Raw genomic sequence first — 13,729 nt, forward strand, 5'->3', positions numbered from 1 at the left:
CTGGATGCCGGGTATTGGTTCGCGAATCTGCGCAACACGGTGCTGTTCGACCAGGCGATCCGCTCAGCCGGAAACGGCCCGTTCATCGAATGCAGTGCGCATCCGGTGCTGGTGCACGGGATCGAGAACGCGGTCGGGACGCTGCGCCGCGATGACGGCGGGTGGGATCGTTTCGTCCGGTCGGCGGCTGAGGCGCACGTGGCCGGGGTGAAGGTCGAATGGGGGGCCTTGCTGGGCGACGGCCCTATGGCGGAACTCCCCACCTACCCCTTCCAACGCGAACGCTTCTGGATCGCCGACCACGCGCGTCCGGTGACCGTGGCTGCCACCGCTGAGTCCGGTGCGGACAGCCGACAGTACCGAATCGACTGGCGCCCGGTGCCCGAACCGGTGGCCGCCCGGCCCATCGGCACCTGGGCCGTGGTGACGACCGGGTCCGCAGGCTCGCTGGTCGGTGTGTTTGACAACGTGGTCCTGCTCGGCCCGGACGAGGTGGCCGACACGGACATGGCCGGACTGCTCGTGCTGCCCGACGTGGACCCCTCGACCGTGGTGGCCGACGCCCCGATCTGGCTGCTGACTCGTGAGGCGACGCCTGCGGGCGGCACCCTGCCCGACCCGGTCGCCGCACAGACCTGGGGCGTCGGCCGTACGCTGGGACTCGACCCCCTGACCCGGTTCGGCGGCCTGATCGACCTGCCCGCAGAGGACAGCGAGCCGGTGCTGCGGCGGCTCGCCTCCGTACTGGCCGGCCGGGCGGAGAACGAGGTCGCGATCCGCGCGGGCGGCGTGTACGTACCGCGCCTCGTGCCCGCATCCGGACAGGCCGTGACCAGGCTGAACGGTGGCGCCGCGCTGGTTGTCGGCGCAGGGCGCCGGGGCAGGGCCGCTGCCCGGTGGCTGCTCGGCAACGGGGCCGGCCAGGTGCTGCTGCTTGGCCGCGGCGGGCGGCCTGTGCCCGAGCTCGGCCCCGGCGTCACATTCATCGCCTGCGACGCTGCCGACCGCGACGCTCTCGCGGCGGTCATCGCCGGGCACCGGGTGACGGCCGTCGTCCATGCCGCCGCCGACGACCGTATCGCCATCGCGCGCAACCTCGACGACCTGATCCGAGGTGCTGACCTGCACACGTTCGTGGTGTTCACGACGCTGGCCGGTGTCTGGGGCGGCGTCGGCCAGTTCGACACGGCGGCCGAGGACGCGCACCTCACCGCGCTCGTCCAGCGACGCCGCGCACAGGGGCTCCCCGCGACGGCCGTGGCGTGGGGACCGTGGCAGGGCGACGACACCGCGCCGGAGTTCACCCGGCGGGGCATCACGGCGATGCCCGAGGACGAGGCGATCGCCGCCCTGGCGACGCTCTCGGAGGCGGTAGCCGTCGTCGACGCCGACTGGTCGGTGTTCGCGCCGCTCTACACCGCCGTCCGCGACACCGGGCTGTTCCGGGAACTGGCGACGGCAGCGCCCACCGAGCAGGCCGGCGGGCCGGTGCGGTCGTGGTCCAGGGGCGAGTTGCTGCGGATGGTGCGCACGCAGGTCGCGGCGGTACTCGGCCACGCCGACGCGAGCGCTGCCCGGCCGAACCAGGCGTTCCGCGAGGCGGGCTTCGACTCGCTGATGGCCGTCGACCTACGCAGGAGGCTCAACGCCGTGACCGGTCTGACGCTGCCGGCGACGGTCGTGTTCGACCACCCCACGCCGACCGCGCTCGCCGAGCGTATCCACGCCGACCTCACCGGCACGGGCGTCGCGGTCGCCGACGAGACGGCCGTGGTGTCGGACGACCCGATCGCGATCATCGGCATGAGCTGCCGCTTTCCCGGCGGTGTGCGGACACCCGAGCAGCTGTGGGATCTCGTCCTTGCCGGTCGTGACGCCATCGGTGACTTCCCTGCCGACCGCGGCTGGGACGTCGAGACGCTCTATGACCCCGATCCGGACCATCACGGCACGTCGACCACCCGGCGCGGCGGCTTCCTGTACGACGCCGCCGACTTCGACCCGGAGTTCTTTGGAATCTCGCCGCGTGAGGCGCTGGCGATGGACCCGCAGCAGCGACTGCTGCTGGAGACCTCCTGGGAGGCGCTGGAGCGGGCGGGCGCCGACCCGTCGACCCTGGCCGGGAGCCGGACCGGTGTCTTCGTCGGGCAGGTGCAGCAGGACTATCGGACCCGCCTCGGAACGAGCCTCGGCGACCTGGAGGGTTACCTCGGCACCGGCAGCGCCTCCAGCGTCGCCTCCGGCAGGATCGCCTACACCCTCGGCCTGGAGGGGCCGACGCTGACCGTGGACACCGCGTGCTCATCCTCCCTGGTCGCCCTGCACCTGGCCGCGCAGGCGCTGCGCAACGGCGAATGCGACCTGGCGCTGGCCGGTGGGGTGACGGTGATGTCCACGCCGGACGTGTTCGTCGAGTTTTCCCGGCAGCGCGGCCTGGCCGCCGACGGCCGGTGCAAGGCGTTCTCCGAGGACGCCGACGGCACCGGCTGGTCGGAGGGCGCGGGCGTGCTGGTGCTGGAGCGGCTGTCGCAGGCGCGTCGCAACGGTCACCGGGTGCTGGCGCTCGTACGCGGCAGCGCGGTCAACTCCGACGGCGCGTCCAACGGGCTGACCGCGCCCAACGGCCTGGCCCAGCAGCGGGTCATCCGCCGGGCGCTGGCCGGCGCCGGTCTGTCCACATCGGACGTCGAGGCGGTCGAGGCGCACGGCACCGGCACGCGGTTGGGCGATCCGATCGAGGCGTCGGCGCTGCTGGCGACCTACGGCCGGGAGCGCGACCGCCCCCTGTGGCTCGGGTCGCTGAAGTCCAACATCGGGCACACCCAGGCCGCGGCCGGGGTCGGCGGTGTGATCAAGATGGTGATGGCGATGCGGCACGGTGTGCTGCCGCGCACCCTGCACGCCGACACACCGTCCACGCGGGTCGACTGGTCGGCGGCCGACGTCCGACTGCTCACCGAGAACCGGCCGTGGGACGGCCCCCGCCGCGCCGCGGTCTCCTCCTTCGGAGTCAGCGGCACCAACGCGCACGTGATCCTGGAGCAGGGACCCGGCCCGGAGCCTGAACCGGCGGCCGCCGAACCGGTGCCGCCGACGGTACCGCTGATGATGCCGCTGATGGTGTCCGCCCGCACCCGTGCCGGAGTCGCAGAGCAGGCCCGTACGCTCGCCGAACACCTGAAGGCGCACCCTGACCTGCGCCTTGGAGACGTCTCGCATTCGCTGACGCACACCAGGACCGCGTTCGACCACCGTGCCGTGGTGTTCGCCGCGGACGTGCCCGATGCCGTCCGGCGGCTCACCGGCACCCTCGACGTCGGCACGGTGCTCGAAGGCCGTACGGCGGTGCTGTTCGCGGGCCAGGGGGCGCAGCGGCACGAGATGGGCAGGCGTTTGTACGACGAGTTCCCCGTCTACGCGGAGACGTTCGACGCGGTGGCGGCACGGCTGCCGCTGGCCAGCCCGCTGCACGAGGTGATCTTCGGTGTGGACGACGGCACACTGGACCGCACGGAGTTCGCGCAGCCGGCGCTGTTCGCGACCGAGGTCGCGCTGTACCGGCTGCTCGAGAACTGGGGTGTCGTGCCGGACGTCCTCCTGGGCCACTCCGTCGGTGAGATCGCCGCGGCCCACGTGGCCGGTGTGCTCTCGCTCGCCGACGCATGCCGCCTGGTCGCCGCGCGCGGACGGCTGATGCAACAGCTGCCCCCGGGCGGAGTGATGGTCGCGGTACGTGCCGACGAGGACGAGGTCCGCGCAGCCCTGGCCGGACACGACGACATCGCGATCGCCGCGGTCAACGGGCCGGACTCGGTCGTGGTGTCCGGCGCCGCCGAGACCGTGCTCGCCCTGCGCGATGAGTTCACCGGCCGGGGCCGCGATACCAAGCGACTCACCGTCAGCCACGCGTTCCACTCGCCGCTGATGGACCCGGTGCTCGACGAGTTCCGAGCGGTCGCGGAGGAGATCGAGTACGGCGAGTCCGCGATGGCGGTGGTGTCCACGGTGACCGGGCTGCCGGTGACCGGTGACGACCTGCGGTCGGCGGACTACTGGGTCCGGCACGCCCGTTCCGCGGTGCGCTTCGCCGACGGCGTCCGCGCCCTGGACGATCTGGAGGTCACCCGGTACGTCGAGATCGGCGGCGCGGCGTCACTGACGCCGATGGTCGAGGACTGCCTGTCGGGCAGCGAGTCGCTGGTCGTGCCGCTGCTGCGCCACGGCCGTGACGACAGGCAGACCGTGTTGTCGGCGCTCGGGCGTCTGTACGCCCACGGCGCGCACGTGGACTGGGAGGTGTTCCTGGCGGGCACCGGTGCGCGTCCGGTGGAACTGCCGACGTACGCGTTCCAGCGGCGGCGCCTCTGGCTGGACGCCCCGGCGCCATCGGCGGCCGTCCCGGCCGGGCACCCCCTGCTCAGCGAGGCGGTCCCGTTCGCCGGCGGGGCGGGCACGGTGTTCACCGGACGGATCGGCGTCGGCACGCAGCCCTGGCTCGCCGACCACGTCGTCGCGGGCCGGACCCTGTTCCCCGGAACGGGTTTCGTCGACCTCGTCGTCCATGCCGGGCTGACGGTCGGCTGCGACGTCGTCGTGGAGCTCACCCTGGAGGCGCCGCTGACGCTCCCGGCGTCCGGGACGGTGCGCATCCAGGTCACGGTCGGCGAACCCGACGCCGACGGCCACCGTACCGTCCGGTTGCACTCCAAGGCCGAGGCGTCGGGGCCGTGGACCAGTCACGGCACCGCCGTCGTCGCCCCCGGTGACGGTCCGGTCCCCGGCCACATGATCCCTGCCGGTGGCACAGAGCACGACGTCGACGACGTCTACGCGACGCTGGCCGGCCGCGGTTACGACTACGGGCCGGGCTTCCGTGCGCTGCGCGCCGTACGGGAACACGGGGACACCCTGGTCGCGGAGGTAGCCCTGCCCTCGGGTGAGGGCGGCGGTTTCACCGTGCACCCGGTGCTGCTGGACGCTGCCATGCACGCACTCGCCGTGACGTTCGACAGCGTGGGTGAGGTGCTGCTCCCGTTCTCCTGGAACGGGGTCCGCGTGTTCGCCACCGGTGCCACCGCTGTGCGGGTCCAGCTGACCCGGAGCGCGCCGGAATCGGTGACCGCGGTGTTCACCGACCTGTCCGGCACGCCGGTGGCCGAGATCTCCTCCCTGGTGTTCCGGCCGATGCCCGCCGCCGCTGCGGGCGCGGTGCCGCTGATGCGCCTCGACTGGGTCGAATACACGGGCGAGGCCGTTTCTGCCGCCACGTCCACCGTGGTGCGATTCCCCACCGGTGAGGATGTCCACGCCGCCGTCGCCCGCGCGCTGGAGGTGTGCCGACGCGACGAGCCGTGCGTGGTCGTCACGCACGGCGTCGACCGGGACCCGGCGGCCGGGGCCGTGTGGGGATTCGTCCGCTCGGCCCAGCTCGAACAACCGGGCCGCTTCCGGCTGGTCGACACCGACAGCGAGACCGGCGATCTCTCGGCCGCCCTGGCCAGCGGCGAGGAGCAGGTGGCGGTACGTGGCGGCACGCTCCTCGTGCCTCGGCTGTCCCGGATGGACGACGGGCGCCCGTTGACGCCACCCGCCGGTTCGACGACCTGGCGACTGGACGTCGCGGAGCGCGGCACGCTGGAAAACCTCGTCCTCGTCGACAATCCCGCGGCCGCCGCGCCGCTGGCCGAAAGCGAGGTTCGGGTGTCGGTGCGGGCCGCGGGCGTCAACTTCCGCGACGTGCTCAACGCGCTGGGGATGTACCCGGGCAAGGCAGGCCCGCTGGGCATCGAGGCCGCGGGCGTCGTCATGGAGACCGGACCCGGCGTGGTCGGCCTCGCGCCGGGCGACCGTGTGATGGGCCTGATGCCCGGCGCCTGTGGCCCGACCGTGGTGACCGACCGGCGCTACCTCGTGCCCATCCCGCGTGGCTGGACCTTCGCGGAGGCCGCATCGGTGCCGGTCGGCTTCTGCACCGCGTGGTACGCGCTCATCGACCTCGCGGGTCTGCGGGCAGGGGAGTCGCTGCTCGTGCACTCCGGTGCGGGCGGCGTCGGATCGGCGGCGTTGCAGCTGGCCCGGCACTGGGGAGTGGAGGCGTTCGCGACGGCCAGCCCGGCGAAGTGGAACGCGCTGCGCGCCGCGGGCCTGGACGACGACCACATCGCCTCCTCCCGAACGCTGGACTTCGAGCAGCGCTTCCAGGGCCGGGTCGACGTCGTGCTCGACTGCCTCGCGGGCGAGTTCGTCGACGCCTCGCTGCGCCTGCTCACCGACGGCGGCCGGTTCGTGGAGATGGGCAAAACGGACGTGCGGGACCCGGCCGAGGTCGCCCGGGCCCATCCCGGCGTGACGTACCGGGCGTTTGACGTGATCGACGCGGGCCCCGACCGCATCGCGGAGATCCTCGCCGAGATCGTCGCGCTGAGCGAGCACGGTGTGCTGGCGCCGCTGCCGATCACCACCTGGGACGTCAGGCATGCCCCCCAGGCGTACCGATATCTCAGTCAGGCCCGCCAGGTCGGCAAGGTCGTGCTCACGGTCCCACCGGCGCTGGACCCGGAAGGAACCGTGCTCGTCACGGGCGGCACCGGGGCCCTGGGCACGGCGCTGGCCCGGCATCTGGTCACCGTACGCGGGGCTCGGCACCTGGTGCTGGTCAGCCGGCGCGCCGAACTGGACCCCGCCGTCGAAGCGGCGCTGACCGGGGCAGGGGCCGAGGTCACGGTCGCCACGTGCGACGTCGGCGACCGCGCGTCGCTCGACGAGGTCGTGGCGTCGCTCTCACGGCCGCTGACAGCCGTCTACCACCTGGCCGGGTTCACCGACGACGGCGTCGTCGAATCCCTCGACCGGCGGCGGGTCGAGGCGGTGCTGCGATCCAAAGCCGACGCCGCGCTGCACCTGCACGAGCTGACCACCGGGCTGGACCTCGCCGAGTTCGTGCTGTTCTCCTCGGTGTCCGGCCTGTTCGGCAGCCCCGGGCAGACCTCCTACGCCGCCGCCAACGCGGCACTGGACGCCGTCGCCCGGCTCAGGCGTAGCCGGGGCCTGCCCGCGCTGTCCGTCGACTGGGGACTGTGGGCGCCGTCCGACGTGCCCAGCGGGATCACCGGAAACCTGCGTGCCGCCGACTTCGACCGGATGGCCCGCTCGGGCATGACCGCCCTCACCGTCGCGGACGGTATGAACCTGCTCGACCGCGCGCTGGCCGGCGGCGAACCGGTGGTGGCCGCGTCGCGGCTGGACACGGCCGCGCTGCGCGGCGACGTCCCGGCGTTGCTGCGCGGACAGGCGCGCAGGACCGTCCGCGACATCGGCCTCCACCGGCTCGACGGACGGCAGCACGACACGCCCCGGGATGTGGACCGGTTGGTGCGAGAGCACGTCGCGTGGGTGCTCGGCCACGCCGATCCCGCCGCGCTTGACCCGCGCCGGCCGTTCACCGAACTGGGTTTCGACTCGTTGACCTCGGTGGAACTGCGCAACCGGCTGGCTACCGCCACCGGCCTGCGACTGCCCGCGGCGCTGGTGTTCGACCACCCTACGCCCGCGGTGCTCGCGGACTTCCTGCGGTCGCGGCTGACCCGGGCCGATCCCGTGGCCGAGCTGGGCCGTATCGAGGAGATGGTGCTCGGCACGGACCTCGACGACGCCACCCGCGACGACCTGGCCGCCCGGCTTCACGCCCTGCTGGCCGCGGTCGGCGGCACCGCACGGGCCACCCCACCGGCCGATCCCCCGGCTGACGCGCTGGAGGCCACGACGCTCAGCGAGGTCTTCGACCTCATCGACCGGGAGATCGGCGGAGCATGAACGACGAGAAGAAGGTCCTGGACTACCTCAAGCGCACGCTGGCCGAGCTGCAGCAGACCCGGCAGCGCCTGCACGAGCTGGAGTCCCGGCAGCGCGAGCCGATCGCCATCGTCGGCATGAGCTGCCGCTTCCCCGGTGGCGTGCGCACCCCCGAACAGCTGTGGGACCTCGTGGCCGACGGCCGGGACGCCGTCACCGGCTTCCCCGCCGACCGCGGCTGGGGACTGGCCGCGCTGTACGACCCGGATCCGGACCACGCCGGCACCAGCTACGTGCGCCACGGCGGTTTCCTGCACGACGCCGCCGAGTTCGACCCCGCCTTCTTCGGCATCAGTCCGCGGGAGGCGCTGGCCATCGACCCGCAGCAGCGCCTGCTGTTGGAAGGCGCGTGGGAGGCGATCGAACAGGCCGGCATCGATCCGACAAGCCTGCGCGGCAGCCAGATCGGTGTCTTCGTCGGGTCGATCTACGAGGACTACGGCTCCCGGCTGTGGCGCGACCCGCCGGACGGCTTCGAGGGGTATCTCGGCAACGGCAGCATGAGCAGCGTCGCCTCCGGCAGGATCGCCTACACTCTCGGCCTGGAGGGGCCGACGCTGACCGTGGACACCGCGTGCTCGTCCTCCCTGGTCGCCCTGCACCTCGCGGTGCAGGCCCTGCACCGCGACGAGTGCTCCGCGGCGCTGGTCGGCGGAGTGTCCGTGATGGCCACCCCGATGCCGTTCGTGGAGTTCTCCCGGCAGCGGGGGCTCGCGCCCGATGGCCGGTGCAAACCGTTCTCCGCGGACGCCGACGGCACTGGCTGGGCCGAAGGCATGGGCATGCTGCTCGTCGAACGCCTGTCGGACGCGCGGCGGCTGGGGCACCGGGTTCTGGCCGTTGTCCGCGGCTCTGCGGTGAACTCCGACGGCGCGACGAACGGCCTGACCGCGCCCAACGGACCATCCCAGCAGCGGGTGATCCGCGCCGCCCTGTCCAGCGGCGGTCTGTCCACCTCGGACGTGGACGTGGTGGAGGCGCATGGCACCGGCACGCGCCTGGGCGACCCGATCGAGGCGGAGGCACTGCTCGCCACGTACGGCCGGGGCCGCACCACCGGCCAGACGCTGTGGCTGGGGTCGATCAAGTCGAACATCGGGCACGCCCAGGCCGCCGCCGGAGTGGCGGGCATCATCAAAATGGTCATGGCGATACGGCACCACACGCTGCCGCCGACCTTGCACGCCGCCGAACCGACGCCGCACGTGGACTGGTCGTCGGGGGCGATCAGTTTGCTGACGTCGCCGGTGGAGTGGCCGGATCCGGGGCGTCCGCGTCGTGCCGGTGTGTCGGCGTTCGGGGTGAGCGGGACCAACGCGCACGTCGTGCTGGAGTCGGCCGAGGAGACGCCTGCCGAGCTGACTCCGGACGCGGACTCGGGCCCGGTGCCGGTGGTGCTGTCCGGGCACACCCCGCAGGCACTCGTGGGCCAGGCTCGGCGGCTCCGCGCCTTCCTCGACGCCGATCAGGAAACCGGCGTCGCGGATGTGGCGTTCTCGCTGGCGACCGCCCGTGCCGCGCTGGAACACCGCGCCGCGACCGTCGCCCGTACGCGTGAGGATCTCGCCGAGTGGCTCGGCGGCTTGACCCGACCGGACGGGCGGTCCGCCGGCGGCCCTCTGGCGGTGTTGTTCGCGGGTCAGGGCTCGCAGCGCGCGGACATGGGGCGTGAGCTGGCGGCGGTGTTCCCGGTGTTCGCCGAGGCGCTCGGCGCGGTCACCGAGGCATTCGGCGAGGTCGCCGGGCGACCCCTCGAAGGAGACCTGTCGCGCACGGAGTTCGCCCAGCCCGCCCTGTTCGCCTTCGAGGTCGCGCTGTACCGGCTGCTGGAATCCTGGGGCCTGCGACCGGACACGGTCATGGGGCACTCCCTGGGCGAGATCACCGCCGCCCACATCGCCGGAGTGTTCTCCCTGAAGGACGCCTGCCTGATCGTGGCCGAACGGGCCCGCCTGATGCAGGCCCTGGAACCCGGCGCCATGATCGCCCTGCCGGTGTCCGAGGACGACGTACGGCCGGCACTGACCGGCCGGGTGTCCATCGCCGCGGTCAACGGCCCACAGTCGGTGGTCATCTCCGGCGCCGAGGAGGACGTCCTCGCCGTCGCAGGCCGGTTCGAGCGGTGGCGCAGACTCCCGGTCGGCCACGCCTTCCACTCGCCGCTGGTGGAGCCGATGCTGGAGGACTTCCGCGAGGTCATGCACCGGGCGGAGTTCCACCCGCCGCGGCTGGCGCTGGTGTCCAACGTCACCGGCGAGATCGCCGACCCCGAACGGGTGTGCACGGCTGATTACTGGGTGGAGCACGTGCGGGCCGCGGTGCGGTTCGCCGACGGCGTCGAGGCATCGGACGCCTCGGTGCTGTGTGAGATAGGGCCCGACGGGGTGCTGTCGGGACTGACCGGAGCCATCCCGGCGCAGCGGGCCGATCGCCCCCAGGTGGAGTCACTGCTCGCCGCGGTGGGCGAGCTGTTCGTCCGCGGTGTGGAGGTCGACTGGCCGTCGGTGTTCTCGGGGACGGGGGCTCGCCGCGTTCCACTGCCCACCTACGCCTTCCAGCGCGAACGCTACTGGCTCGACCCCGTGCCCCAGACTCCCGCGTCTGACCGCTACCGCGTCACCTGGCGTCGCCACCGCCTCCCGCCCGGTGCCGCTGAGACCGGTGGCCGGTGGCTCGTCGCCGTGCCGGGAGATGGCGCGAACCCGGTCGCCGACACGATCGTCACGGCGCTGGCCGCGCGTGGCGTCGTCGTTTCGACCTTCACCGAGTCCGATCCGGACGACCGGCTCCACGGCGCAGCCGGTGTCCTGTCCCTGCTCGCCCTGGACGACACCGGATTCACCAGCACGCTGCGGCTGATCCAGCGGGTTCGCGGCACCGGTGCCCGGCTCTGGCTGACCACGCGCGGAGCCGTCGCCGTCACGGCCGGGGAAGGCGTCGGCAGCCCCGCGCAGGCGCAGACCTGGGGCGCAGGACGGGTCGCCGCGCTGGAGGAACCCCGCGACTGGGGCGGCCTGGTCGATCTGCCGGACGCGCTCGACGACACGGTCCTTGACCTGCTGCACCGCCTGCTCACCACGGCCACCGACGAGGACCAGTTCGCGGTCCGCGGCGGTGAGGTCTTCGTCCGGCGACTCGTCCGGGACACGACGCCCGCCGCGGCCGACGATTGGCGTCCGCGTGGAACGGTGCTGGTCACCGGCGGTACCGGGGCCCTCGGTCACCACGTCGCGAGGTGGCTGGCCCGGGGTGGCGCCGAGCGGATCGTGCTCGTCGGACGGCGCGGTTCCACTGCCGACGGGATGTCCGAGCTGACCGAGGAGATCACCGCACTCGGCGCGGAAGCGACGGTCGTCGCCTGTGATGTCACCGATCGCGCGGCCCTCGCGCGGGTGCTGGCGCAGTACCCCGTCAACGCGGTCGTGCACGCGGCCGGAACCGAGCGGTCCACGCCGCTGGCCGAGTTGACGGCCGAGGAGTTCGACGAGGTCGTCGCAGCCAAGGTCGTCGGTGCCGAGCACCTGTCCGACCTGCTCGCGGGCACGCCGCTGGACGCGTTCGTGCTGTTCTCCTCCGTGGCCGGCGTGTGGGGCAGCGGACGTCAGGCCGCGTACGCGGCGGCCAACGCCCATCTCGACGCCCTGGCGTCGCAGCGGACGGCCCGTGGCGAGGCGGCCCTGTCCGTCGCGTGGGGCCCATGGGCCGGGGCAGGCATGGCCGCCGGTACGGCCGGCGACCGGCTCAAGGAGCACGGTCTGACGCCGCTGGAACCCGAAACGGCGCTCGCCGCGCTGGAGGCCGCCCTCGCGCGGGACGAGCCGGTGAGCGTGATCGCCGACGTCGACTGGACCCGGTTCCTGCCGCTGTTCGCCGCGGCGCGTCCCCGCCCGTTCCTCGCCGACATGGCACCGCCTGCCGTGGCATCCGGTGCAACCGGGACGTTCCCGCGGTCGCGGGAACTGCGTGACATCGTGCGCGAGGCCGTCGCCGCCGTACTCGGCCACCGCGACCCACGCGCGGTCGACGTCGGCCGGCCGTTCCGCGATGCGGGCTTCGACTCGCTCATGGCGGTCGAACTGCGCAACCGGCTCACCGCGGAGACCGGACTCGACCTGCCCACCACTGTCGTCTTCGACCACCCGACCGTTCTCGCGCTCACGGAGATGCTCGACGAGCGGCTCAGCCCGGCCGCGCCGCCCGCGGTCGTGCCGCCGGTGGCGCGGGTGGATGAGCCGGTTGCGATTGTGGCGATGGGGTGCCGGTTCCCCGGGGGTGTGGGGTCGCCGGAGGAGTTGTGGGCGTTGGTACGTGACGGTGTGGACGCGGTGACGCCGTTCCCGGCCGACCGCGGCTGGGACCTCGCCTACCACCCCGATCCCGACCACAAGGGCACCAGCTACGCCCGTGAGGGCGGATTCGTCGACGGCGTCGCGGACTTCGACCCGGGGTTCTTCGGGATCTCGCCGCGTGAGGCGCTGGCGATGGATCCGCAGCAGCGGTTGCTGCTGGAGGTGGCGTGGGAGGCGTTGGAGCGGGGCGGGATCGATCCGTCGTCGCTGCGCGGTTCGGCGGCCGGTGTCTTCGTCGGCGCCGGATACCAGGGCTACGGCCACTCCGGCGACCGGATCCCCGACGACGTCGAGGGATACCTGCTGACCGGCAACGTCTCCAGCGTGCTGTCGGGGCGGATCGCCTACACGTTCGGGCTGGAAGGGCCGTCGCTGACGGTGGACACGGCGTGTTCGTCGTCGCTGGTGGCGATGCATCTGGCGGCGCAGGCGTTGCGGTCGGGGGAGTGCTCACTCGCCCTGGCCGGCGGCGTCACGGTGATGACCGGAAGCGAGGCGTTCGTCGAGTACTCGCGGCAGCGCGCCCTGGCCCCGGACGGCCGGTGCAAGGCGTTCTCTGCCGACGCCGACGGCACGGGCTGGGCCGAGGGCGCCGGTGTCGTCGTGCTGGAGCGGCTGTCGGAGGCGCGTCGCAACGGCCACCGCGTGCTGGCGCTGCTGCGGGGAAGCGCCGTCAACGCGGACGGCGCGTCGAACGGCCTGACCGCGCCCAACGGCCGTGCCCAGCAGCGCGTCATTCGAGCGGCGCTGGCGAATGCCGGTCTGTCCGCCTCGGAGGTCGATGTCGTCGAGGCGCACGGCACGGGCACACGTCTTGGCGACCCGATCGAGGCGCAGGCGTTGCTGGCGACCTACGGCCAGGACCGTGACCATCCGTTGTGGCTCGGCTCGCTGAAGTCCAACATCGGCCACACACAGGCCGCCGCCGGAATCGGCGGCGTCATCAAGATGGTGATGGCGATGCGGTACGGCGTGCTGCCGCGCACCCTCCACGCCGACACGCCCACACCGCACGTCGACTGGTCGCGGGGATCGGTGCGCCTGCTGACCGAATCCGTGCCATGGCCCGGGACGAGCGACCGACGGGCCGGGGTTTCGGCCTTCGGCGTCAGTGGGACGAACGCGCACGTCGTCATCGAGGCAGTGCCCGCGGACGACGCCACCGAACCCGAGGCGTCACCGGTGCCGATCCTCCTGCACGGCAGGACGAGAGCGGTACTGCACGAGCAGGCCGCCCGGCTGGCCGCGCATGTCGAGGCCCGGCCGGAACTCGACCCCGCCACCGTCGCGCGCACACTGACCAGGCGAGCCGTTTTCCGCGAGCGCGCCGCCGTGGTGGCGGCCGATCGTCAGACGCTGCTGGGCGCGCTGCGGGCGATCGGCGCCGAGGGCGCACATCCCTCGCTCATCACCGGCACCGCCCAGGACGACGCCGGCCCGGTTTTTGTGTTTCCTGGGCAGGGGGCGCAGTGGATCGGTATGGGGCGTGAGCTGCTCGCCTCGTCGCCGGTGTTCGCTGAGCGGATGGC

Annotated in this window: 2 protein-coding genes; both read left to right on the forward strand. The window is 73.0% G+C overall.

Translation table 11 applies throughout. The features are described 5' to 3' along the window. The first annotated feature begins 39 nt into the window (after positions 1-39). Positions 40-7,812 carry an SDR family NAD(P)-dependent oxidoreductase gene (locus AB0395_RS46110; RefSeq protein ID WP_366294058.1) on the forward strand — a complete coding sequence of 2,591 codons (7,773 nt, stop codon included), beginning with the start codon at positions 40-42 and terminating at the stop codon, positions 7,810-7,812. Continuing rightward, positions 7,809-13,729 (forward strand): type I polyketide synthase (locus AB0395_RS46115; RefSeq protein WP_366294060.1); only part of this gene is annotated, 5,921 nt, incomplete at its 3' end. The genes AB0395_RS46110 and AB0395_RS46115, both read left to right, overlap by 4 nt.

Source organism: Streptosporangium sp. NPDC051023, from assembly GCF_040689595.1.
In the GTDB taxonomy this organism is placed as follows: Bacteria; Actinomycetota; Actinomycetes; order Streptosporangiales; family Streptosporangiaceae; genus Streptosporangium.